The 24434-nt window shown below is 41.3% G+C and carries 16 protein-coding genes, 1 tRNA gene and 3 pseudogenes; 8 read left to right on the top strand and 12 right to left on the bottom strand.

From position 1 onward, the window contains the following. Window positions 1-56: 56 nt before the first annotated feature. Both NXV01_RS00740 and NXV01_RS00735 read right to left on the bottom strand, forming a co-directional pair. Window positions 57-1896 (bottom strand): annotated as a pseudogene (locus NXV01_RS00740) (RagB/SusD family nutrient uptake outer membrane protein). Between the two features lie 15 nt (window positions 1897-1911). Beyond that, a complete protein-coding gene (locus NXV01_RS00735) occupies window positions 1912-4998 on the bottom strand; it encodes a TonB-dependent receptor (RefSeq protein ID WP_259021536.1) in 3087 nt (1028 codons plus the stop codon). Window positions 4999-5539: 541 nt separating this feature from the next. Here NXV01_RS00735 and NXV01_RS00730 point away from each other — a divergent pair. Both NXV01_RS00730 and NXV01_RS00725 read left to right on the top strand, forming a co-directional pair. Beyond that, the gene (locus tag NXV01_RS00730; protein ID WP_015531339.1) at window positions 5540-5956 is read left to right on the top strand and encodes a helix-turn-helix domain-containing protein; all 417 of its coding nucleotides are present in this window, start codon (window positions 5540-5542) and stop codon (window positions 5954-5956) included. Window positions 5957-5971: 15 nt separating this feature from the next. Then, window positions 5972-6376: a helix-turn-helix domain-containing protein gene (locus tag NXV01_RS00725; RefSeq protein ID WP_004299170.1), complete on the top strand. Its 405-nt coding sequence runs from the start codon at window positions 5972-5974 to the stop codon at window positions 6374-6376. A gap of 503 nt (window positions 6377-6879) precedes the next feature. Here NXV01_RS00725 and NXV01_RS00720 read toward each other — a convergent pair. Continuing rightward, a complete protein-coding gene (locus tag NXV01_RS00720) occupies window positions 6880-8205 on the bottom strand; it encodes an ATP-binding protein (RefSeq protein WP_148365367.1) in 1326 nt (441 codons plus the stop codon). Window positions 8206-8419: 214 nt separating this feature from the next. Here NXV01_RS00720 and NXV01_RS00715 point away from each other — a divergent pair. Then, a pseudogene (locus tag NXV01_RS00715) lies at window positions 8420-8611 on the top strand (transposase); the annotation flags it as partial. Window positions 8612-8728: 117 nt separating this feature from the next. Here NXV01_RS00715 and NXV01_RS00710 read toward each other — a convergent pair. The 3 genes from NXV01_RS00710 to NXV01_RS00700 form a co-directional block, all read right to left on the bottom strand. Then, window positions 8729-8801 (bottom strand) — tRNA-Lys (locus NXV01_RS00710). A gap of 94 nt (window positions 8802-8895) precedes the next feature. Beyond that, on the bottom strand, window positions 8896-10029 hold the full coding sequence (locus NXV01_RS00705; protein WP_148365300.1) for an AI-2E family transporter: 1134 nt from the start codon (window positions 10027-10029) through the stop codon (window positions 8896-8898). A 20-nt stretch (window positions 10030-10049) separates the two neighbouring features. Continuing rightward, the gene (locus NXV01_RS00700; RefSeq protein WP_234133628.1) at window positions 10050-10649 is read right to left on the bottom strand and encodes a thymidine kinase; all 600 of its coding nucleotides are present in this window, start codon (window positions 10647-10649) and stop codon (window positions 10050-10052) included. Between the two features lie 140 nt (window positions 10650-10789). On the opposite strand from NXV01_RS00700, the gene NXV01_RS00695 reads away from it, so the two are divergent. From NXV01_RS00695 to NXV01_RS00675, 5 genes are all read left to right on the top strand, one after another. Then, window positions 10790-11452 (top strand): hypothetical protein, encoded by a 663-nt coding sequence (locus NXV01_RS00695; RefSeq protein WP_259021535.1) that lies wholly within the window; start codon window positions 10790-10792, stop codon window positions 11450-11452. 12 nt (window positions 11453-11464) lie between these two features. Further along, window positions 11465-12139, top strand: coding sequence for a 16S rRNA (cytidine(1402)-2'-O)-methyltransferase (gene rsmI, locus NXV01_RS00690; RefSeq protein WP_004299177.1), 675 nt, complete (start codon window positions 11465-11467; stop codon window positions 12137-12139). Window positions 12140-12172: 33 nt separating this feature from the next. Then, window positions 12173-13030: a hypothetical protein gene (locus tag NXV01_RS00685; protein WP_074638712.1), complete on the top strand. Its 858-nt coding sequence runs from the start codon at window positions 12173-12175 to the stop codon at window positions 13028-13030. A 96-nt stretch (window positions 13031-13126) separates the two neighbouring features. Then, entirely contained in the window at window positions 13127-13819 is a 693-nt protein-coding gene (locus NXV01_RS00680; RefSeq protein ID WP_074638711.1) for a YjjG family noncanonical pyrimidine nucleotidase, read from the top strand. A 61-nt stretch (window positions 13820-13880) separates the two neighbouring features. Beyond that, window positions 13881-14531 carry a MarC family protein gene (locus NXV01_RS00675; protein WP_074638710.1) on the top strand — a complete coding sequence of 217 codons (651 nt, stop codon included), beginning with the start codon at window positions 13881-13883 and terminating at the stop codon, window positions 14529-14531. 134 nt (window positions 14532-14665) lie between these two features. Here NXV01_RS00675 and NXV01_RS00670 read toward each other — a convergent pair whose 3' ends face one another. From NXV01_RS00670 to NXV01_RS00640, 6 genes and pseudogenes are all read right to left on the bottom strand, one after another. After that, complete coding sequence (locus tag NXV01_RS00670) at window positions 14666-16243, bottom strand: arylsulfatase (RefSeq protein WP_074638709.1); 1578 nt, start codon at window positions 16241-16243, stop codon at window positions 14666-14668. A gap of 71 nt (window positions 16244-16314) precedes the next feature. Continuing rightward, window positions 16315-16989 (bottom strand): DUF3823 domain-containing protein, encoded by a 675-nt coding sequence (locus tag NXV01_RS00665; protein ID WP_148365297.1) that lies wholly within the window; start codon window positions 16987-16989, stop codon window positions 16315-16317. Between the two features lie 19 nt (window positions 16990-17008). Then, a pseudogene (locus NXV01_RS25855) lies at window positions 17009-18851 on the bottom strand (RagB/SusD family nutrient uptake outer membrane protein). Between the two features lie 5 nt (window positions 18852-18856). Next, the gene (locus NXV01_RS00650) at window positions 18857-22228 is read right to left on the bottom strand and encodes a TonB-dependent receptor (protein ID WP_217721291.1); all 3372 of its coding nucleotides are present in this window, start codon (window positions 22226-22228) and stop codon (window positions 18857-18859) included. A 236-nt stretch (window positions 22229-22464) separates the two neighbouring features. Then, window positions 22465-23472 (bottom strand): FecR family protein, encoded by a 1008-nt coding sequence (locus NXV01_RS00645; RefSeq protein ID WP_195649176.1) that lies wholly within the window; start codon window positions 23470-23472, stop codon window positions 22465-22467. Between the two features lie 74 nt (window positions 23473-23546). Further along, window positions 23547-24134 carry an RNA polymerase sigma-70 factor gene (locus NXV01_RS00640; protein WP_074638704.1) on the bottom strand — a complete coding sequence of 196 codons (588 nt, stop codon included), beginning with the start codon at window positions 24132-24134 and terminating at the stop codon, window positions 23547-23549. Between the last annotated feature and the right edge of the window lie 300 nt (window positions 24135-24434).

Here is a 24434-nt window from a genome sequence, read left to right as displayed (position 1 = left end):
AAATGTACAGGTGCCAGGATTGACTCCATAGCACCTGTACATATTGAAATATCTATTTAGTATCCCGGATTCTGATATTCACTGCCATTAGTGATTGTTGCGGTAAATGTGGTTGAAATGGGACGTAACGCATAATTCGGATGGAAGAACCGTGCCAGATCCGGATGGGTATTCTCCAGATACTCCGAGTTCTTAAACATGCCTGTCCGTTTCAAATCGTAGAAGCGGCAATATTCTCCGCAAAGTTCACGGCCTCTTTCGTCTAAGATATCCTGCACCGTAATACTCCCTGTGAGCGGATTTGCTCCGGCACGTTCGCGAACCTTATTGATATAACCGGCTGCATTCGTCCCGCCATTCAGGTAAATATCTGCTTCTGCCGCAATCAAATAAACTTCTGCCATACGCATGATAAACGTTGCATTCAGATTACCGTTTCTCTGTTTGGAAGCATTGGCTACATAATAATTACTGCTGTTATGCTTATTCAGTGACGGATAATAGTAGCGGAACTGGTTCTCATTTGTGCCGTCATTCTTGTAATTGCCTGTGACGTTTGTATAAGCATAATTCATGTTCACATTATGATTGTCGTCACTATATACATGATGATAATCAATCAGCAAATAATCAGAAATGTGTTCTTTTTGTTTCTCTGTTGCATAATCGATGTCCTGCGGCATGATGAATTTAATAGCTAAGTCACCTTTATTCAGAGCTTTGCCAATGACGGTTTCTTCCTTGTCATACATGTGTACGGCACTTTCGTCCCAAGTGTAATTCTTGTTCGCGTTCCACTCTGTAGTGAACGATTCATGAAATCTGGGGTCTAATGTTCCGTCTTTCTGCACATACAAACTCAATAAATGCTGTGTAGGCATAAAGATACCGGTTATTGAGCCTTCCCAGGTAAGCCGTGTCTCCTGATTGTCTTCACGAGCACCGAATTTATTGATATTACATAAGAAATACTCGTCGTTGCGATTCAACTTATAATTCCCATTGCTTGATCCGTGTCCGTCTGCTCCTGCATACCAGCGATGTTTCCAGAGAGCTTCCTTGTTTTCCCAGTTGTTGCTCTCTTTAAACACCTCGCTATACGATGGATACATATATGTATTGTATTTCCCACCGCCAGTTTCGCAATCGGTAATCAATTTCTTGGCTGCATCCAAAGCTTCCTGCAAATATTCGGTGCTTCCATATTCGTACGTCTGCAAGCAGGCTTTAGCCAGAAAACCGAGAGCGGCTTTCTTTGTCGGAGTGGTAGTTGTTGCATGCGTACCTGTTGGCAACCATTCGGATGCAAATCTTAAATCGGGGATAATAACCTCCTGATAGATGGTCATCGGATCGGTGCGGGTGGGGGGAGTAGGTCAACGTTTCCGTCACTACGGGTTCTGTGAGCATCGTCACTGCTCCGAATTGTTCCACCGCGTTGAAATAATACACAGCTCTAAGAAAACGGGCTTCCGCAATCTTTGCATTCCGTTCCTCTTCCGTGGTGTAAGGAGGTTTGTCTCCTAATGCGATGGCTTCGTTACAGGCTCCCACACCGTCGTAAGTCCCGTTCCACCAATTATTGGTGTAAGTCGTATTGGGCGATGTTCCTGCGAAAAACCAGAACCACTGCGTGTAACTGGTTGATTCGTTGGCTTTATACGTCCAAAGATCGGTGTCGCCTTCAGTCAGTGACATCCAGTCGGCAGCACCATAATAAAATCTTTCCATAGCAAAATAGCACTGGTTAATCAGGGTTTCATATCCATCGATGGAAGTAGCTAAAGCCTCTTTGGTAAATGCGCCCGGGTTGTACTCGTCCAAAGTGCAGGAGTGTAGAGACAGAGCCGAGAGCAGCACGCTGCAAAATATGAATTTTATATATATACTTTTCATGATTATAATCTTTAGTTAAAATGTCAAATTAACGCCAAAAACAAATTGCCGGTAGGTAGGGAATGCATCCGAACCGTTGGTTTCGGGATCAGTATCTTTCAATTGTTTGTCTTTTACAAAGATGAACGGATTGTAGGCTGTGGCATAGATGCGGCATTTTTCCATCAAAACCTTGCGTGATATGTTTACGGGCAGTGTATATCCCAGTGTGATATTCTTAATCTTGATAAAGGAACCGTCGCGTACTCTTAATGAAGGATATACGGTTTTTTGCTCATCTGCCGTTCCGGGACGGGGGAAATAGGCGTCCTGATTATCCTCTGTCCAGTAGTCTACACCTGCCAGCTGATTCTTGGTTACGCTCTGTTCGGCGGTATAATAGCCGAGCAGGTCGCTGTTGATCGTTTGTCCGTAACGTGCCATGGCAAAGACAGATAAATCAAAATTCTTGTAGGTGAAGGAATTGCTGAATCCGATGATCCAGTCCGGATTGGAGTGTCCCAGAATTTGTCGGTCTTCCGTACTGTATTTATGTACGCCTCCGTCACCTTTTTGGTCTAAGGTTTCTATCTTGATGAAGCCGGGTTTTACGCCGTAGGCATCCAATGTCTCCTGTGGAGTATCGGTTCTCCAGATTCCGGCATACTTATATCCGTAAATGGCCTTAATCGGTTCACCGACAAACAGATTTTCAGCAATCAGGTCACCGTCGGGCAGGTCGTCTATTTGTTCCTTGTTCCAGGTGACGGATAAAGTGGTGTTCCAAGTGAAATCCTTGTGCCGTATGTTGTGTGAAGTGATCGTTGCTTCCACACCTTGATTGCTGGTCTGGGCGATGTTTTGCCAGATGGCCAGAGGCGATCCCCATCCGGTCAGACCGCTGGTGATGGGCAATGTACGTTTGAATAATAATCCTTTGGTTGTTGTTTTGAACCATTCTAACGAGCCGTCGATGCGACCGTTCAGGATGCCGAAATCCAACCCTACATTCCAGTTGTATGATTTCTCCCATCCGAGATCGGAACTACCGTAACTATCAGCGTATTGCGTGAAAGGAACGATTTTCCCATTAATGGAAATTCCCGAAGCGGTATATACGTATGCTTGTGTTGTGGTGCTGTATGCGGTGGTTCCTCCCGAGTTACCCGTGATACCGTAGCTCACTCTCAACTTCAGGTTGTCCAGCCAACTGCGTGTCTTTTCCATAAATGCCTCGTCGGATATTCTCCACGCCAGTGCGCCTGCGGGGAAGGCATCCCATTTATGTCCGGTAGAAAATTGTGAAACACCGTCCCAACGGGTCGAGAAATTAAACAGGTATTTGCCCTTGTACGAATAGTTCAGACGGAAGGCAAAAGACATTTTCTGTGTCTGTGCGAAGTCGGATTCCACATGTTGGGAAGTGCCCGATGTCAGTCGCCAGAAAGACCATTGATCTACCATCTGACCGCTGGCGGCAGCCATGCTACTTTCCGACTGGTTCTTATTCCAGGAAGTAATCAGTGAACCTCCTAGATTATGGTCTTTTGCGATGGTTGTGTTGTAAGCGAGAATATTTTCCCAAGTGTAATTCCAGGCATTGTTGTTGGTGATGGAAGCATGCGGTGAACCTGCATAAGACGGACGGTTGGCATTACACTTTTCTCCCCAGTATTGCCCGCGGCGTGAGTGATTCAAAGTTCCATTGACACGACTGGTAAAAGTCAGGTCTTTGACGGGAGCTAGTTCGACATAGCCACTCATGTTCAGGTAGGTGGAACGGGTGTTGTCTACATACTGATTCTCTATGAAATCACTCATCGGGGAATATTGTCCCGTGATGAATTCGTGATTGATCTCCCCTTCTTCGGTATAAGCATCACCCAGCGGGATGGTGGAGAGAGATTTGGTGAATGTGTTTTTCACGCCGGAGTTCAAGTCCCGGTAGACTAAATTGGAAGTAAAGCCTACCTTTGCCCATGAAAATATCTGCTGATCCAGATTGAGGCGTAACGAATATCTGTTCAGATTCTCGTTGCTAAGTAAACCTTCCTCCCGGTTGTAGGAAGTCGAAGCAAATAATTTTGTCTTTTCAGTGCCGCTACTGACCGAAAGACTGTATTTCTCTGTGGTAGCTGTATTGCCCGATACTTCATCCACCCAGTCTATCCATTTGCCGTTGTTGTATGCATCTATAAAATCCTGTTTTCCCAGTAGGGCGGACATATCGGTGGGATAGTCACCGTTTTTATATTTATAGGCTTCCCGTTGATAGGTGACCCATTCATCCCCCGTCATCCCATGCCTGTAGTTGGGTGAACCGCTGAATCCGTAATAAGCATCGAAGTTTACGGTAGCTTTCCCCTCTTTTCCTCTTTTGGTGGTGATGATGACAACGCCGTTTGCTCCTGCGGAACCATAAATGGCGGTGGAGGAAGCATCTTTCAATACATCTACACTCTCAATGTCCGACGGGCTGACTTGGCTATAGCTGCCGGGGATTCCATCGATAATAAACAACGGTTCGTTGCTGCCATAGATGGATCGTGAACCACGAAGCAGGATAGTGACATCACCCCCTATCTGTCCTGAAGTTTTGGTGATATCCATTCCGGGTATCTTGCCTTGAAGTGCTTCCATTACATTATTGGTAGGAGCGGCCAGCACTTCCGCGCTCTTGACAGAGGTTACCGCACCCGTCAAATCCCGTTTTTTGACCGATCCGTATCCTACCACCACTACTTCATCAATCAGTCTGGCGTCTTCCGTCAGTATGATTTCCACCTTGTTCTTGTTGCGTGTATTGACTTCCTGTTCCGTGTATCCCATATAAGATACCTTTAATATTGCATTGGGTGCTACGCGCAGTGTGAATTGTCCGTCTACATTCGTAATCGTTCCGTTGCTGGTACCTTTTTCAACGATATTCGCTCCGATAATCGTCTCTCCTTGAGAGTTTTTCACTATACCTGAGATTGTTTTGCTCTGTTGGCAATAAGCCCGTGTTGATCCAAGTATCGATAAGGAACCTATTAATAAAAATAATAGGTAAAAATTCATTCTATAAACAGTCTTTAGGGAATTATTCCACCCTATGTTTGTTTTATCAGAAAATGATTTCATGTTTTTTGTTTAATTGTATGTTTACTAATTTGTTTTTGGATAGCTAAATTTCCAGACAATTTAAAGCTATGTCTCGATTGTAACGACTTTATTTATCCCATAGGCTATTAGATTTTATTGGTTAAATAATGATTGTTCAGAATGTCAATGTTAATTAAACATTATTCTGTTACTGTTTTGAATGTGGCGCCACGATTCCTGTCAGTAAAAAAACTGACAGGACAAAATTATGCATATAGAACTGGGAACTGAAAAAAATAAAGTTGACTTTTATCAGGACAGAGTTGTTTCTTACTACCTGTTGTATATTTGATTTTATAAGGTAATATTGTTGTTGATTAAACCTTTACCCGTTGTAAACTTTACGGTAGTAAAGTTTTAGAAGTAGATAAGAATGATAAAGACTGGGATAAAATAGATCTAATTAGGTTATATCAAAAGAGAAACAGATAGAAAGCTGTCTTTTTCAAAGGGCGATATGTAGTTGCGAATTTTATTTTCATTATCTTTGTCTCAATGTATTTACTAAAGCAATAATGATATGGATATTAAAGTAAAGGACAAGGTGAATCAAAGGCATGTCGGTCGCAATCTGCAAAGAATCCGTGTGTATCTGGGTATGAAACAGGAAGCGTTGGCTTCTGATCTGGGTGTTAGTCAACAGGAGATCTCGAAAATAGAGAAACAAGATGAAATAGAAGACGGACTGTTGACAAAAATAGCTGAAGTCTTGGGAATATCTACTGATGTCATTAAGGATTTTGATGTTGAAAAAGCCATTTGTAATATTAATAACTATAAAGATGCCACGATTTCTCCGGGAGCAATCGCTACTGTTTATGCTCATAACCAGCAGATTAATCCTCTTGAAAAGGTGGTTGAACTGTATGAACGCTTGTTGAAAAGTGAACAGGAGAAGATAGAGATTCTAAGAGAGTGCATAAAGCAGGGCAAATAATTAACAGACTGGAATATGGAAACGGAAAAGTACACAAATACGATTCATCTGGGAAGAAAAATTGAACGGGTGCGTCGGCTTCGGGGAATGACTCAAGCGGAACTCGGTGATCTGTTAGGTATAACAAAACAGGCTGTTTCGAAGATAGAACAGACAGAGAAGTTTGACGATGAACGGTTAGGCGAGATTGCTTCAGCGCTAGGCGTTACTGTAGATGGCCTGAAGAACTTTAACGAAGAAACGATTCTGTATAATACGAATAACTTCTACGAGAATTGTGGTGTTAAAAGTGCTGTCAGTAATACGGGCAATAATCAGACCTTTAATAGTTTTCCTGTTGAACAGGTAATTGAGATTTTCGAAAAGCTGTTGGATAAACAAAAGGAGCAATTTGAAACTTTAAAAAAAGAGAAGAAATAAATATCTCCAAGATATTGAATTTTATCAGTAGTAATTATATTCCTGATGCAATGATAGCTGAATTGATTTCCTCAAAAAACAAGGAAATAGATTGGTTGAAAGAAGAAATTAAGTTTTTAAGAGGGGAAAATGAAAAATTGCTGCGAATTGTGGTCGAAAAGATATGAGATGATGTTGTCATAATTATGTGATACACTTCTGTCTGTTTATATGGGTAGTTATCACATTTATGTTGTAAGCATAATTAAGATTTGATTGAAACTTTATAAATAATATTTTTTACTGTAAATATTGAGGTATCCAAACTCTCTTTAGTTCAAGGAGTTTGGATACATTTTTAAGTTTACTGTATTGTGGTGTAGTGTTCACAATACTGTAGTATCGTGATTTTCTATTCTGATTCACTAATGTCCCAATATTTTGTTTCCAATAATAATTTGAGAACAATCCAAGTCTTTCAATATTAATTTTAGTAATCATGGTGCTTTAAATAGAATTCACATCTACATATCTTCTATTGAAAAAAGCCTGCTCTCTATTTCATACTTAAACAAGATTTTTTTCCGTAATTCCTCTACTTTTAGTGTGAACAAATCCGGTTTGAAATTTTTGGATTGTCTTTTCACCTCTGCTACCAGAGCTTTTTTCTCTTCTGCATATAGTCCGACAATATCTATTTCATCCTGATCTTTATTATTCTTGCCTTGCCACCAAGAACCTATATCTGCAAATTCCTTGCTTTCCATCATCTGTTGGCGGAAATACATTTCCAAAGCTAAGCCGGAAAAAGTTGGATAATCCTTTTTAATAATATCAGCCAAGCGTTCAAAATTCTGTATCTCTATATAATTTTGATACTTGATAAAATACCGGAACCAGAAACGTAAAAACATATCCGATACTTCATAACGGACTGTCTGGGAACCCTCTTTTGAGAGTATAGGCCGTTTTTTCTTTATCAAATCATAGTCTTCTTCCAATCTCTTTAATTGTCCGCCCAGACTCATTCCACCCATAACAGTTTCCATTTCCGGCAAGGTATTCTTACCGTTGGAGATTGCTGATAAGATTGAAAAGTAATTGCCGTATTTTTTTCCGAACTCCTGTATCAGCAAAGCCTGTCCTTCGGTCAGAAAGGACGAATCGGGTTGCAACATGAAATCAACCATGTTTTCCATACTCGTACATCCATTGTCCATAAACTGCTCAATATACTTTGGAACACCACCGGTAAAGGTATAGAGTGCTAACAAATCATCTTTGGTATAGTCTGCTTTATGATCCGACATGATTTCTTTTAATATGGAAGTAGTGAAAGAAGACAATTTCATTATACTGTCAGCACGGCCATACAGCGGTTCTTTGGAATCTCTGAAGATTTTATTCATAAGTGTATAAACCGAACCGCTCACGATAAGATTGACATGGCTCTGCTTCCTCAGCCGATCCCAAGTATCCTGTATCAAACTGTAAATCTCTTGATTTATGTAATAGAATTCCTGAAACTCGTCAATAACCAGATTGTATTCCATCCGTGTTCCCAAATCCATTAAGAAACGAAACATTTCTGCAAAATTGGTAAGTTCTGGTACATAAATATTAAGTGCCTGTCGGATCTCGGAAGTAAATCGTAAACAAAGATCTGTTTCATTGCTTCGGCTGACAAATAGATATACCGTAGGAGTATCTTCACAACTTTTGAATATAAGACTGGTCTTACCGATACGCCGCCGACCGGTAAGTACCGTCATTTGTGAATGTACGGAAAAAGACACTCGGCGGACCTTTTCCAATAATGCTAGCTCTTTTTCTCTATTGTAGAATTTCATATCCTATCTTTTTATATTTGATTTCACCGTCGTAAAGTTTACCATCGTAAACTTTACGACGGTGAAATTTAAAATCAATAACAAAGTTACTAATAATTTCGAAACTATAATATGATTAAGGTTCTGAAAATCAAAAAAGAGTGAATACTTAACATTTCAGTTCATGCAGCATGTCTTGTTACACTAAATTAGTGTTCCGATACGTATTCCAGTTTTCAATGTCATTGCGGCTACATTCTACGAACACTATGATGATATTCTAAACTTCTATAACAAGAGGACATCAAACGCGGCAGCAGAGTCTTTCAACGCCAAGATCAAACTCTTTAGGGCAAACTTACATGGAGTGGCAGACAGAAAGTTTTTTCTGTTTAGAATGGCAAAGATATATGGATATCCCCACTAAATTTCTACTGCCCCGAATTACAACTGATCCCCCTTGATCCTCCTTTTTCAAACTGAGCCGGAGAAAGCCGTAGGGTAATAAAAAAGCCCCTGAAAATCAGAGGCTTTTTTATTTTCGTGATCCGCCTGGGGCTCGAACCCAGGACCCCAACATTAAAAGTGTTGTGCTCTACCTGCTGAGCTAGCGAATCAATCCTTATTTGCGAATCAGTTATTTCCTGATTGCGGGTGCAAAGGTAGTTACTTTTATTTAATTTGCAAGCATTCCGTAGAAAAAAGTTTCAATTATTTTTCCTCGTTATGGCTTGTTTCTTGATTATCAGTAGTTTCTACTTCATCATATTTTATCTTTTCTTTGTTGATAATAAAGCGTTGGTAGTAGGAGAGCATCAAAGTTGTTAGTGGCAAGGCGATAATCATGCCGAGCATTCCCATTAATGAACCCCAGATAGAAAGAGATAAAAGGATGATGGCAGGATTCAGTCCGGTAATCTTTCCCATGATTTTGGGGACAAGGAAGGTGTCCTGTATGATTTGCACGATTGCAAAGACGGCTAATGCACATGCAATGATAATCCAGAAGTTCTGTCCGGTGTCGGCAGCTTTGAGGATCGCCAATAAAATAGTGGGAAGGAAACCGATGATTTGCAAGTAGGGAACCATATTCAATGCTCCGATGAAAAGTCCCAAAGCGATAGCCATGGGGAAATCGATAATCAGGAAACCGATGCTGAAAAGAATACCTACGCAGAAAGCAACCAAAGCCTGTCCACGGAAATATCTGTTCATACCATCCTGTACGTCGTGAACCAGGTTGGAGGCAAACGTACGGTATTTATTGGGTAGCAGATGCAACCATCCTTCAGCTATCGCTTCGTAATCCAATAATATAAAGATTACATATAATAATATAATGAAGGAGGCAAGGATGCTGAATAGAATGTTGAGAGATTCTGCAAGCAAAGTCCACACTCTGGGGACGGTATCTTTGATTGCCGCCAGAATATTCTCTTCACTTAATACACGGTTCAGTGCCTGAAGATCGATGTTCTCGTGGATAAATTCAGAAAGATTCTTAGGCACATTGTTGCCGGCTCCATTGGTGAGGTAAGTCACCAGCAAGTCGTTCATTCTGCCTATTTCCGAAATCATCGGCGGCACTAACAGATAAAATAAAGTGATTCCGATAACTGTAATGAGGAATAAGGAACAGAAGATGGAAATAATGCGACTTTTTAATCGTAGTTTATACTGGAAGAATTTGACTAACGGATAGACCATATAAGCGATCAGCCACGCAATAAAGAAAGGTAATAACACTCCGCTAAGACGTTCCACAAGCATTAATATGCCTACAACTAACACACATCCGATGGAACCGCGTATAAAACTGTCGAATGTTATCTTTTTCCTTTCCATAATCTGTTTTTTTATAGAGTTTATATTTTCTGTTCATCTTCCCCTCGCGCACGGAGATAACATTCCCTGCACAGAGGCTCATATTCGGCTGTTTCGCCTAAAAGAACCTGTTTCTCATTTTTGACTGTACGATGTGAGAAAGAAGCCAGCTGACCACATTTCACACAGATCGCATGAACTTTGGAGACTTCATCGGCAATGGCGCACAATTGTGGCATTGGACCGAACGGATTTCCTTTGAAGTCCATATCCAACCCTGCAATGATAACACGGATTCCATTGTTGGCAAGCTGGTTGCATACATCAATCAAACCACTGTCGAAGAACTGCGCTTCATCAATACCTACTACATCTATCTCGGAAGTAAACAGTAAAATGCTGGCTGACGAATCGATGGGAGTGGAGGCGATAGAATGGCTGTCGTGAGAGACTACGTCTTCTTCTGAATAACGGGTGTCGATAGCAGGTTTGAATATCTCTACACGTTGTTTCGCGAATTTCGCTCTCTTCATTCTGCGAATCAATTCCTCTGTCTTTCCGGAGAACATAGAACCGCAGATTACTTCGATCCGGCCTCTTCTTCTAGTTTCCTGTATGTGGTCTTCTGAAAATAATACCATGAGATTTTGTGTTTTCTTGATTAAATAAATATGTGGACAAAGGTAAGCAATTCAATGTGCAAGAACTGTTAAATTATCCATTATTTTAAGTTATTGCATAAATTATTCCTACATTCGCACCGTATAAACAATGGACTGACATGAAACAGAAGCTATTAACAGATATTGAGTTGGATGTTCATGAGTTGAAGTATCTCATGGATTTATTTACCAAGGAGCCGACTCCGACTTTGTCTGAACTGTTGAAGCGGAGCATTACACGGATGCAGGGACGTTTGGACGAACTGCAACAGGAGGTGGATGCTGTTCAGGTAATTTCTCCGTCAGCTGTGGAAGAGACAGCGGAAGAGAAGGATGAAGTTGCCGGGGCTGAAGAAGATTCCTCCGTTATTATACAATCTCTCGAATCGGTTGACGTGAAAGAAGACGAGGAGGGAGAGACTATTGTTGCGGAAGAGCCCCCTTTAGTAATAGCAGAAGAGGAGCCTGCAATAGTGGAGGAACCTGTCGTTGAAACTGTTGTGAAAGAGGAAGAGCCTAAATCGGCTGTGTTGGGAGAAAGTCTCAAACTATCTGCCGGCTTGCGACATTCTATCAGTTTGAATGATTCTTTCCGTTTTTCTCGTGAACTGTTCGGAGGCAACACTGACTTGATGAATCGGGTTATCGAACAGATATCAGTAATGAGTTCCTACAAGACTGCAATCGCGTTTCTGTCCTCGAAAGTCGAATTGAATGAAGAAAAAGAAGCGGTGAACGACTTTCTGGAGCTACTAAAGAAATATTTTAATCAATCAGCATAAAACAAAAACAAGATGGGAAAGCTATATGTGGTACCTACGCCGGTAGGGAATCTGGAGGACATGACTTTTCGGGCTATCAAAGTCCTGAAAGAGGTCGATCTGATTTTGGCGGAGGATACACGTACTTCCGGTATCTTGCTGAAACACTTTGAAATAAAGAATGCAATGCAATCCCACCACAAATTTAATGAACATAAAACGGTGGAAAGTGTTGTTAATAGAATAAAGGCAGGTGAAACGGTGGCACTAATTTCGGATGCCGGAACGCCTGGAATTTCCGATCCCGGATTTCTGGTTGTTCGTGAATGTGTGCGCAACGGTATTGAAGTGCAGTGCTTGCCGGGAGCAACCGCTTTTGTTCCGGCACTCGTTGCATCGGGATTGCCGAACGAGAAGTTCTGCTTCGAGGGATTTCTCCCCCAGAAGAAAGGACGGCAGACACGACTGAAGACATTGGCGGAAGAACACCGCACGATGGTGTTTTATGAATCACCCCACCGTCTGTTGAAGACGTTAACACAGTTTGCCGAATATTTCGGCGCTGAACGTCAGGCAACCGTGTCGCGTGAAATATCCAAACTCCACGAAGAAACAGTTCGGGGCAGTTTGGCTGAATTGATAGAACACTTTACCGCTACCGAACCCCGGGGCGAGATTGTGATTGTATTAGCAGGAATAGATGATTAAATAACTTCATTAAAAAACGTAAAACGTAAACGTATGAAAAAGTTAGCTGTTTTATTTGTATGCGTAGCCATGTTGGCTTCGTGTGATGGCTTTAAAGGTGGAAGTAAAGACCTGAAAGCTGAAAATGATTCTCTTTTGATGGAACTGAACCAGCGTAATGCTGAACTGGATGATATGATGGGTACTTTCAATGAAGTTCAGGAAGGTTTCCGTAAGATCAATGCTGCCGAAAGCCGTGTTGACTTGCAGCGTGGAACCATCACTGAGAACTCTGCCAGTGCCAAGCAACAGATTGCTTCTGACATCGAATTCATCTCCAAGCAAATGGAAGAAAACAAAGCGCAGATTGCAAAGTTACAGGCACAGTTGAAGAACAGCAATTACAATTCTGCACAGATGAAAAAAGCTGTTGCCGCTTTGACTGCTGAATTGAATGCTAAACAACAGCGTATTGAGGAACTGCAAACTGAACTGGCTTCCAAGAATATCCGTATTCAGGAATTGGATGCTGCTGTCAGCGATCTGTCTGTAGCAAAAGAAACTCTGGCTGCAGAAAACGAAGCGAAAGCTAAAACCGTTGCCGAACAGGAAAAGAGCTTGAATGCTGCCTGGTTTGTATTCGGTACTAAATCTGAATTGAAAGCTCAAAAGATTCTTCAGAGCGGAGACGTATTGAAGAGCGCTGATTTCAACAAGGATTATTTCACTCAGATCGATATCCGTACGACCAAAGAAATCAAGTTGTACTCTAAACGTGCTGAGTTACTGACTACTCATCCTACCGGTTCTTATGAATTGGTAAAAGATGACAAAGGTCAGTTGACATTGAAGATTACTAATCCTACTGAATTCTGGAGTGTATCCAGATACTTGGTTATCCAGGTAAAATAAGGTAGATATCCCTTTTGAATTGCCAATGTGCTGATTCCTGGATTCAAGAAATTAGCACATTGGCTTTTTTGTTTCTTATTATACGCATAACTACTGATGAAATATAAAAATCTTTTTTTTGATCTTGATGATACCATCTGGGCTTTTTCTCAAAATGCCCGTGACACTTTTGAGGAAGTATATCAGAAATATTCGTTTGACCGCTATTTTGACTCATTCAATCATTATTATACTCTTTATCAACAAAGAAATACAGAACTCTGGATTGAGTACGGTGAAGGAAAGATAACGAAGGATGAATTGAACAGCCAGCGTTTCTTTTATCCTTTACAGGCTGTGGGAGTGAAAGATGAAATGCTCGCTGAACAGTTTTCGAAAGATTTTTTCGCTATTATCCCTACCAAAAGTACTTTGATGCCTCATGCAAAGGAGGTATTGGAATATCTTGCTCCCAAATATAACCTTTATATCCTTTCCAATGGGTTTCGTGAATTGCAATCACGCAAGATGCGTTCGGCAGGAGTGGACGGGTATTTCAGAAAGGTGATTCTCTCGGAAGATCTCGGAGTGTTGAAGCCTTGGCCGGAGATATTCAATTTTGCTCTGTCTGCCACTCAATCCGAGTTGCGCGAATCCCTGATGATTGGTGACAGTTGGGAAGCGGATATAACCGGAGCACACGGAGTAGGCATGCATCAGGCTTTCTACAATGTGACAGAACGGACTGCTTTCCCTTTCCTCCCTACTTATCACATCCATTCCTTGAAAGAATTAATGGATTTATTATAGGTTTTCTGGATTAAGTCGTATTTTTGTTGCGTTTTAGTTTTGCATAAAATACGATATAATCATGGATAGTACGCTTCTACCTTTCGCCTTGCTTTGTTTCACTTCATTCTTCACATTGACCAATCCATTGGGAACGATGCCTGTCTTTCTTACCATGACTCATGGTATGACGGATAAAGAACGTCAGTCTATCGTACGTCGTGCTACTATTGTGTCGTTTATTACATTGATGGTATTTGTCTTTGCCGGCCAGTTTCTTTTCAAATTCTTCGGTATCTCTACCAATGGTTTCCGTATTGCCGGTGGGGTGATTATCTTCAAGATAGGTTTTGATATGCTTCAAGCCCGTTATACACCGATGAAGTTGAAGGACGAAGAAATCAAAACGTATGCGGATGATATCTCTATTACGCCTCTCGGTATTCCTATGTTATGCGGTCCCGGAGCGATTGCCAATGCAATCGTTTTGATGCAGGATGCTCATTCTTATGAAATGAAGGGGATACTGATCGGTACTATTGCCCTGATTTATCTGCTGACTTTCTTTATTCTTCGTGCTTCCACGAGATTGGTAAAAGTCTTGGGTGAAACGGGTAATAATGTGATGATGCGTCTTATGGGATTGATTTTGATGGTGATTGCAGTGGAATGTTTCGTTAGCGGATTGAAGCCGATTCTGGTAGATATTGTGAGAGAAGGGATGATTCCCTGATGAATAAGAATATGAGGGACGGAGAGTTACTATAATGAAACTTGCCCCTGCTACAACTCTTTTTGTAACAGGGGCAAGTGCTTTTAGATACGTTTTTTAGATATTTTGCATGTCTTTATGTTACCTTTCTGTGGCTATTTTCCTTTGGGATATACATAATGTGTATTTGCCCATTTGTTCCATTCATTTACCATTTGTTTTAGAATTTTGGGATTTTCCCTGGACAAATCAACACGTTCTGTACGGTCTTTCTCCAAGTTGAAAAGTTCCCATACTTTAGAATTCTGGTCTTTAACGGCTTTCCAGTTTTTCCACCATACTACACAGTTGTCAAAGTGTTCACCAAAAATATATTCGTGCAATTCGGTGTCCGTATTGGTTAGTATCGGTAGCATGCTTGCGCCTTCCAAAGGAATGATCTCATTTCCTCCGTGATAGGTCTTCGGATAGGTTGTTTCCGCTGCATCGATGAAGGTTGCCATGATGTCGGGCAGGAAAGCTCTGTTGTGTCTTATCTCGCCATTGTATTTTGCATACTTGTCGGGCCAGGAAATAATCAATGGAGTGGAAGTTCCGCCTTCATACGCTCTTACTTTATACTTACGGTACGGTGTATTGCTCACCTGTGCCCATGGCAGACCATAAGACGGGTTGACCCATTCATTTGGATTGTTAATCATATCGATGGTTCCGAAACCTTTCTCACGATGAGGCTCGGCACATGCACCATTATCCGACAAGAAAATAAGTAAGGTGTTATTCAGCTCCCCTTTTTCTTCCAGGTACTTTATTAACCGTCCCACATTATAATCCATGCAATGAACTTGTGCCGCATATACTGACATTCTTCTATCCAGTTCTATTTGTTCATCTTCGGTCAGTTCAGACCATTGGCGACCCTCCCATTGAGCAAGGTCCCAGTTTTTGTCCACCAATCCCATTTTAATCATACGTTTCAAACGGGCTTCACGTACTTTCTGCCAACCTTTCCGGTATTTGCCTACAAACTTGTCTATATCCTCCTGTTTAGCATGTAACGGCCAATGGGGAGCGTTGTATGCCAGGTAAAGGAAGAACGGATTGTCATCCTTGGGGCGTTCATCGACAAATTTAATCGCATAATCAGTAAATGCGTCAGTAGTGTAATAAGGTTGTTCCGGTGGAGGCAACTGTTGATTGTCTAAAGTCAGATTGCGATCTCCATGAGGTTGCAGATAACTGCAAGCTCCCGACAAGATACCATAAAAATGATCGAAGCCACGTTGCAACGGCCATTTCTCTTGCCCGTGCATACCGACATGCCATTTCCCCGACATATAGGTATGATAACCGGCTTCTTTCAGCACTTCTGCTATAGTGACTGAATTACGGTTCAAATATCCCATATATCCGTGCACTCCATGATCTTCGGCAGAGTGAGGATCTTCGGACATCATTCCGATACCTGCCTGTTGGGGATAAAGTCCGGTCAGCAGACTGGCACGGGAAGGACAGGAGCGTCCTGTGTTGCAGAAATGGGTAAAGCGTACTCCTTTCTTTGCCAGATTATCCAAATTGGGCGTAGGAATTTCTCCTCCGTAGCACCCTAGGTCGGAATATCCCATATCGTCCACCATAATTAAGACAATGTTGGGCTTTGGGTCATTCTGGGCTGCTGCATGCAGAGACAGTAAGGATGCAGTTCCCATTAATAACATGTTTTTGTTTGTCATACAATTTTATTTTATTTTTGGGTTAGTTTATTTGTTTGACAAATATACTTATAAATTATTTCTCAGGTGAATTATTTCAGTCTGAAAATTTCTGAATAGACAGCTTGGTCCGCTCCGTTCGCTTTTATACCGATGCGGGCGAATAGGGCTTTGGCCGACTGTACATTCTGATTACTCGTAATATCCAGCGAAATATTTGTTACTCCGGGATTTATATTGGATAAATTTTGCCGGGCTATATTTGTGTTCTCGTCAACAAAAGTTGTTTTGCTGACGAGCAGCATTGCCTGGTTTATCTTTGCATCCTGTACTATTTGCTGTATATTGCACGTGCCGGATACGATGTTGTTATCCAATGTGATATTTTCGTCTGATATTGTAAAATAAGGGGTGACTTTTACTTCACACTGTGTTTTTCCTTTTACTTCCACATATATGGTATCGCGTTTATTCACCCAGGGACCGTTTTTGTCTTTAGTTACCAGTTTGTACGGACCATCGAAAAGTACTGCAGAGAAAGTTCCGTCCTGTGTGGCATACACGGTGATAGGATCATGGTTGGCATAACCATCCTGATACAGTTGTAGTTGAATACCTCCGTTTGTACCTTTCAAACCGAGTTGTTTTCCCTCATACGTGATTTTCCCTTCCAGAACTGATTCGGGTTCGTCGTAATTGTCTAAACCGCAACTTACGGCAAGCAGGGAAAGTGAAAGCAAAGAAAATATAGTTCCTATTTTTTTCATTGTCTTACAGTTTTATGTTTTACTGATACGGATTTTTCACTAATAGCGGGTTCTTGTTGAGCCAGCTGTTATCGAAGAAGTTATAATAGTTCTTCATCTGGAAATAGCGGGGGTAAGGAACCATGTAGGCTTTCTTTTTGTCGAACACCCACATCTTGTCATTGGCGCTTCCCGGATCATTGACCTGATAAGGGAATAGCTCGTAGAGCTGCGCATCCGGATTTTCCGAATTACCATCCCAGATTTCGTGAGCCAGGCGCCAGCGTTTCAGATCCCAGTAACGATGATCTTCCAATGCAAATTCCACCCGGTATTCGTGAACAATATCTTCCAATGTGATTGATTCCAGTTCGCTGATACCGGCGCGTGTACGAACAGGATTGATGTAGTTCAACGGATCATCTTCTCCGGTTTTATTAAGCTCATAAGCAGCCTCACAAGCTATCATATATGCTTCTGAAATACGGAAACGAGGATACCACATGGTACTCATCTTTGAATTGGTAGAAGCACCGATGGTTTCGTCCAGGAATTTGCGGAAGAAGAAACCTGTTTTGTTTATACGGATTTCATTTGATTCCATTGGTCCGTTGATAGAAGTTATCAGGCGGTTATTGTCATCGTAAGAATCGGCTTTACCTATGATTTCTTTCCAATTTCCGTTTCCGTCGGGCACTTTCTGACCAGCTTGCAACACTACTTCACTACCTCTGAATTTGGCTCCCGGATAAAGTACGGTTCCCCACAACCGGGCATCTTTATTGGCAAAGGCATCTTCCGGCCGACTGTACATGATGTAATTTCCGGATTCATCCTTAACTTTGATTGTGCCGTCGCGGTTGTCTTTGTATTCAAATGCTTCTACCAGATTTAATACTGCGCCGGAATAACAACGTTCCTGATCTTCTGCTAGAGAAGCGGGAATATTCTTTTGTGTGAATCCATGGGTGGCTCCCTGGATATGCATAATCTTTGGCCCAGATCACTTCATGATTATTCTCTTTGACACAGACTGCATTATAAAAATTCTGTCCCAGATCATTAGGAACCGTTATGTCCAGGTTGTAATAGGCAGAAGCTTGAGTTATCACCTCTTTGGCTGCTTCCAATGCTGTTTCGTAATATGGGGTAGCCATTTCCGCCGGAATACCGACTTCATTTCCTTCTGTGCGTATAGGGGCAACCATCTTATTATTGTAGTTGGCCAATGATCCTGCATAAACGGCAGCACGTGCTTTTAACATCAGGGCAGCCCAGCGTGTGGCACGGGCGGCATTGGTGGTAGGCTTTGTAGGCAGGTAATTTGCAATAGTCGCACATTCATTGATGATATAATCGTAGACTTCTGATTCTTTGGAACGGGGAACAGCCAAATCTGAAACATCCATTCCTGCCTCATATTCGTATACGTTATCATTCACAATAGGTACACCGCCTAAACCTCTGCACATACTAAAATATGCCCAGGCGCGTAAGAAGCGAATTTCACCTTCATATCGCAATTTCTCTGTAGATTCAAGTACGGTTGTAGCTCTTAATCCCGCCAGGAACTGATTTAAATTGCGAATATATTTATATGGATAAACTCGCCATTGATTGTCACTGTATTCCTGCATGTTATCACGGCCACCATCGGTCACGCAACCGTCGTCCACTTTAGTAAAGCTGGCGGGAGTAGCAAAGCTTTGTCCCCAATTCTCTGTATTTCCATAAAAACCGGCCAATACGGAGTTAATCATTTTAGCATCGCTGAAGATCTGGTCATTTGTCAATATCTGATCGGGATCACGATCTAAAAAATCAGAACAAGATCCTAATATCAAAGTTAAACTCAATAACAGGTATCCTTTTATATATTTCATTGCTTTTAGAATTTAAGTGTTAAACCCAGATTGATAATTCGCATACTTGGATAAGCTGTTCCGTTACCGGCTGAAACTTCCGGATCGATAGGTACATTGGTGAGTGTGAACAGGTTCTGTCCGGCAAGATATAACCTTAGACTGTTAATTCTGCATTTTTGCAGCCACTCTTTAGGGAAAGTGTAACCAAATTCCAGATTACGCAGTTTTAAGTAGCGGACATTGTACTTCCAGAAAGAACTTTCCCAATAATTACTGTGATTATTGGCATTGTTTCCGATTAGTAATGTCGGGTATTTTCCGGGAATCAAGTCACTGTTTGCATCAAAAATGTCGGCTAGTCTCCATGTATCTTCCATATAGTAAGCCGGGTTGTTTCCATTATTGTTAAATGGGATTTTTTGAATTAATGTCGGATTCCAGGTAGACATTCCCGCACCGGAGAAATCCAATGCTAAATCGAAACCTTTCCATGCGAATGCAAGGTTAAATCCAAAGTTCAGAACGGGTGTGGAGTCTTCTTTGTATCCGATGGGGCGTTTGTCCATATCGTTGATTATGCCATCCCCATTTTGATCGACATATTTGATATCACCCGGGCGTAATGTCGTATTTCCTTTCTGGTCATTGTCAATCGGCCACGACGCAATCTCTTCCCAACTTTGGAACTGGCCGTCTGCCTCGTATGCCCAGTTGACATTTCCGAAACGATGCCATGTAGAATTACGATATTCATCCCATGAATTACTGAACTTAGGATTATACTGTTCCCAGTTGTAGAAACGGGAATAGGTGAAATTGGCACTGATAGAATAGTGAAAGTCATTGACCTTATCACTCCAACGTGCAAGCAAATCATATCCGGTATGAACATTGGAATTGAGATTTTCCTTGGGACGCTCAAAGCCCACTTCTTCCGGAAGTAATACATCGTCACGGGAAGCCGGAATACCGGTTTTGATACGTCGGAAGAAATCTACGCTTCCTGATAAACGGTTGTTCAGGAAAGCAACGTCGAGACCAATGTCCAGAATTTTAGCCTTTGCCCATGAGAGCGTGGTAACAGGCAGGTTTCGTGGGGTAGTACCAATGATATAGGAACCGTCGATTACTCCTCCTCCCTGTTTGTAGTCGTAGCCTGTCATATAGTCGAAAGCACTGTAGCCGTCAACGTTGTCATCTCCTACCAATCCATAAGATCCCCGGATCTTTAAATCGCTGAAAATTGAAGCTATTCTTGATTCTTTCCAGAAGTTTTCTTCTGATATTCTCCAGCCTAATGAGGCGGAAGGGAAGAAACCCCAGCGATGATTGGGCGGGAATTTCCATGAACCGTCATAGCGTGCGGAGAAGTCTATCAGGTATTTGTTGGCGTAGTTGTAGTTGAAACGTCCCAGCCAGCCTAAACGTGCTTCCGTATTGTTACCGGTATCTTCGTATTTGTCAATCGTATCATAATAGATCAGATGCAATGAGTTGGAAGCCGGGATGGCATGCAGCCAAGACTTTGGGGTGTCTCTTTTTATTGCTTCAAAGCCGACAACTGCATTGATGGAATGTGCTCCGAATGCTTTTTCATAAGCCAGTTGAATGTTTGAAGTCAACTCTTCCACATAAGCATTCGTTCTTTCCCTCCAGGCACTGGCGCGTCCACCTACATCTACATATTCGTCCGTTGCTTCGTCATATCTATAGACACGATAGGTATATTCTTGATTGTTAAGTAATTCGCTTGCAAAATAATATCCGAACAAGGCTTTAGCTTTGAGTCCTTTGATAATTTCATATTCTGCGTTCAGGTTTAATTGGGCCATTCGCCAAGTGTCTTCAAAGGTTCCGCTTTTCTCAAAATTCAATAATCCGAAGTTTAAGCCATTGTCAGAGCCTACTGATGCCGGATAGTTAGGATTGTCATTGGCAAACGGGCGGACAGTCGGTAGATTGCGGTAGGTGGCCGCTGTCGGGTTTGAATAGTCGTCGGTTCCCGGTACACCCGGATTCTTCAACTGTTTGATACGTCCGTTCATGTTCATGCCGATTTTGAATTTATCAGTGACCTGTGCTTCGACATTCATTTGTACGTTGTATCGTTTCATACCGCCATAATTGCGAATGGCAGATTCCTGATTCATGTGTCCGACACTGAAATAATAATTGATCTTGTCCGAACCTCCGGAAACATTGGCATTGACATAATATTGCGGAGAAGTCACCCAGATGTAATCATACCAGTTAAATGGCACATATCCCTTTTCTGTACCTTGCCGCCATTTCTCCAGATCTTCTTTATTATATAAACGGGACGTCTTTCCCTGAATCGTTTCAGACTGTATGTAATTCTCTACATACGTTACGGCGTCTGCCGGTTCCGGTAAGCGTGATACATGTTGCCAGCCATAATAAGTATTTAGCGTAACTGTACTTTTGCTGTTTTTCTTTCCTTTCTTGGTGGTTACAACAATGACTCCATTAGCGGCACGTACACCATAAATGGAAGCAGAGGCGTCTTTCAGAATGGAAATGGATTCGATGTCATTAAAGTCAATATTATTGAATTGGCCTTCATCAGACTGCACGCCGTCAATTACAAATAAGGGTGTTCCCATGTTACGGATTTGCAAGGTAGTGGCATTTCCCGGGCGACTGTCTGTAGATCTGTAGTTCAATCCGGCTACCTTTCCAACTAATGCTCCGGAAGTGTTTACCGCTGAAGATCTGCCTATATCATCAGCTCCTATGGAGGCGATAGCTCCTGTCAGGGTGGCTTTCTTTTGAGCAAGGCCAAAGCCAGTCACTACGACTTCATTTAATAATTTGGTGTTTTCTGCCATTATGATTTTGACATTTGTCTTTCCGGAAACTACGGCCAGTTCCTTAGTCTCATATCCGATATAAGATACCTGCAGTTGTGATTGTACCGGAACTTTTTCTAAGGAGAAATTACCGTCAATATCAGTGATGGCTCCATTGGTAGTTCCTTTCACTAACACGTTTGCACCGATTATAGGATTGTTCGCTGTGTCTACTACACGCCCTGTTATGCTCTGTAATTTTGTCTGTTGTGAAGGCAATTCGTCAGATAATACAATCTGGAAATTAGGCTTAATCAGATAACTGAATGGAGCCTGCGAAGAAAGCTCTTTTAAAACCTTTTCTATACTGCTATTCTGTGCTTCGAGAGAGACTGCCTTATTGAGATTAGCCAACTCTTCATTATAGAAGAAACGATATTCACTTACTTTTTCTATCTGTTTTATCACTTTCTTCAAAGGTTTGTCTTTCATGGTGAGAGTGATCTGCCCCATGACACTTAGACTACTTGATAAAAATATAATAATATATAATATTCGGGAAAAGAGATGCTTGATGTTACTCATTTTATAGGAAATTAATCATTAAACAATAAAAAAGATGTAACTTTACAAGCTGAAAATCGGGTGTATATACCCTCTGACACTGCCTTCCGCCAGTTGTCAGTATCAGAGTGAGTTTCCAAGTTCCGATTTAAGCTTAAAGGAGATAGTCCTGACCTTGTCAGGCTATCTTTTTTATTCTATCGGGGCTATTTCATACGCATTGGATTTTAAAGGTTAATAATTAGAAATATATTGGGTTACCTATTGCCTAGTATTATGGTGTCTCCACGAGTTTCATAAGTGATGGGAGAGGTTAGGCTAATTAGTTCGATTACATTATCAAGGCTATTGTTGCAGATCACTCCGGAGAAGCGGTGTTTTTTGATACGTTCGGATTTAAATATTATTTGGACATTATACATCCTGTTAAGTAGCACGGCAATTTCTTCCAGCGTTTCTCCATTAAAGACAAGATCATTGTTTCGCCACATTTTTGCATACGATGAATTATCCAGTTTATGCATTATCAGCTTGCCAGAACTCCGTTCAAATGTAGCGTTTTCGTCAGGAGAAAGAATAACGTTATCTCTATCGGAAGAAACACGGACCGAACCGGAAAAAAGTGTTGCGATGATTTGAGAGTCTTCCCGGTAGGCTTTTACATTAAAAGTAGTTCCCAAAGCTTCTACATTCATTCCCGCCGTTTCTACAATAAATGGTTTCTCCTTATCCTTAGCTACTTCGAAATATGCTTCGCCTGTCAATGACACCACTCGTTGGGTGGCTCCATAATTTGCATTGTAATGCAGTTGGGTATATGAATTTAGCCAGACGACTGTACCATCCGGTAAGGTAATGTTTGCCCGTTGGCCTTTTCCTGTCTGGACAAGATAGCTCTTGTCCGTTACTGTGGGTTCTGTGAGAGAAACTGTATATAAATGACCTCCTATTCCTGCTCCTATGATTAAAAGAATGATTGCTGCATACTGGAATAAACGTCTGATTCGCATTGTCCGTTTCTGTTTGAGTCTATTCAACTCTTGTGCAGCATTATGCATTTGACTTTTGACCCGTTCAAACATACGTCCTTGTACTTCGGCAATGAGCTTGTTATTAGAGCCTTTCCAGGTTTCCTGATAATAGTTGGATAACTGTTCTTTTGCTTCCTGACTGTGGAGCCAGTCCGACAGTATTCGTTCTTCATCCGGAGAGGTCTCTCCCCGCATAAAACATTCTAATAATAATATATTCGTATTCTTCTCCATGGGCTTTTATTATGTATATCTCCATGGAGCCAAGAATCCTTACAGGGGGCAAAGATTTTACTCAGTATTTAACACTATTTAAAATTATAAGAAAGAAAAAATAGAGCCAAAGCTACAATTTCATTAGCTAATTTAGAGCGTAAGAAATGAAGGGCACGATATAATTGCGTTTCAACTGTTTTTTCAGATAGAGACAATTGGGTTGCTATTTCTTTATTTGTCAGATGTTGTTTCCTGCTCATGAGGTAGATTTTCTTCCGGGAAGAGGGTAACTGTTCTACCAGCTCGTCTATATATTCTTGTAGGGAGTCGGTGTCAACGTCTATTTCAAAGTGCTTGTCGGCATCAGTTTGTTTGATTGAATCCAGAAAACGTTCCGAGAGCAGCCGCTTCTCTGTTTCTTTATATACCATGTTGCGTGCTATCGTGAAAAGATAGGCTTCAAAACCTTCTTCCGGTTTGATATCCTGATGTCTTTCCCAAATCTTCAGAAATACATTTTGAGTGAGGTCTTCTGCTAGTGTTCTATCATATAGAAGTGAATGAATAAAGTGGAATACACGTGAATTGTATTTCCAGAAAATAGTATCAAAGGCTTTCTCATCACCTTTTTGTAAAAGTGATAAAGTATGTGTATCTATTTTCTCTAAAAATTGATCCATATAATTTTGTGTTTTCAGTTTCTTTCAGAGAACATTTAGAGAAGCATAAGTCTCTTAATCGTTGTTTATAAGGGAAAATATATGCTCTTTTAATGTAAAGGTTTTAAATGGATGGCAAATATAAGGAACATTTTTTATTTTAAATTCTTTTTATAAAGAAAATATGTTGGTTGGTCGAATGTACGGAAAAGTGTATTTTATGAGATTGAATGAATAAGCGAGATGGGTGTTTCTATTGTAATAAAGGGTTATCTGATTATAAATAGTGAGGCCTGCAAATTCGATTGACTCAAAATTTGC

It is taken from the genome of Bacteroides sp. BFG-606, from assembly GCF_024788145.1.
In the GTDB taxonomy this organism is placed as follows: Bacteria; Bacteroidota; Bacteroidia; order Bacteroidales; family Bacteroidaceae; genus Bacteroides; species Bacteroides vicugnae.
Note: the sequence above shows the minus strand (reverse complement) of the source record. Positions and strands in the feature narration are given on the sequence as shown.

Excerpts from the sequence above, each read along its gene's own strand:
- NXV01_RS00670 (WP_074638709.1), bottom strand. The coding sequence starts at position 16,243 with ATGACAAACAAAAACATGTTATTAATGGGAACTGCATCCTTACTGTCT.
- NXV01_RS00725 (WP_004299170.1), top strand. The coding sequence starts at position 5,972 with ATGGAAACGGAAAAGTACACAAATACGATTCATCTGGGAAGAAAAATT.
- rsmI (WP_004299177.1), top strand. The coding sequence starts at position 11,465 with ATGGGAAAGCTATATGTGGTACCTACGCCGGTAGGGAATCTGGAGGAC.
- NXV01_RS00700 (WP_234133628.1), bottom strand. The coding sequence starts at position 10,649 with ATGGTATTATTTTCAGAAGACCACATACAGGAAACTAGAAGAAGAGGC.
- NXV01_RS00675 (WP_074638710.1), top strand. The coding sequence starts at position 13,881 with ATGGATAGTACGCTTCTACCTTTCGCCTTGCTTTGTTTCACTTCATTC.
- NXV01_RS00650 (WP_217721291.1), bottom strand. The coding sequence starts at position 22,228 with ATGAGTAACATCAAGCATCTCTTTTCCCGAATATTATATATTATTATA.
- NXV01_RS00640 (WP_074638704.1), bottom strand. The coding sequence starts at position 24,134 with ATGGATCAATTTTTAGAGAAAATAGATACACATACTTTATCACTTTTA.
- NXV01_RS00730 (WP_015531339.1), top strand. The coding sequence starts at position 5,540 with ATGGATATTAAAGTAAAGGACAAGGTGAATCAAAGGCATGTCGGTCGC.
- NXV01_RS00695 (WP_259021535.1), top strand. The coding sequence starts at position 10,790 with ATGAAACAGAAGCTATTAACAGATATTGAGTTGGATGTTCATGAGTTG.
- NXV01_RS00705 (WP_148365300.1), bottom strand. The coding sequence starts at position 10,029 with ATGGAAAGGAAAAAGATAACATTCGACAGTTTTATACGCGGTTCCATC.
- NXV01_RS00645 (WP_195649176.1), bottom strand. The coding sequence starts at position 23,472 with ATGGAGAAGAATACGAATATATTATTATTAGAATGTTTTATGCGGGGA.
- NXV01_RS00735 (WP_259021536.1), bottom strand. The coding sequence starts at position 4,998 with ATGAAATCATTTTCTGATAAAACAAACATAGGGTGGAATAATTCCCTA.
- NXV01_RS00720 (WP_148365367.1), bottom strand. The coding sequence starts at position 8,205 with ATGAAATTCTACAATAGAGAAAAAGAGCTAGCATTATTGGAAAAGGTC.
- NXV01_RS00680 (WP_074638711.1), top strand. The coding sequence starts at position 13,127 with ATGAAATATAAAAATCTTTTTTTTGATCTTGATGATACCATCTGGGCT.
- NXV01_RS00665 (WP_148365297.1), bottom strand. The coding sequence starts at position 16,989 with ATGAAAAAAATAGGAACTATATTTTCTTTGCTTTCACTTTCCCTGCTT.
- NXV01_RS00685 (WP_074638712.1), top strand. The coding sequence starts at position 12,173 with ATGAAAAAGTTAGCTGTTTTATTTGTATGCGTAGCCATGTTGGCTTCG.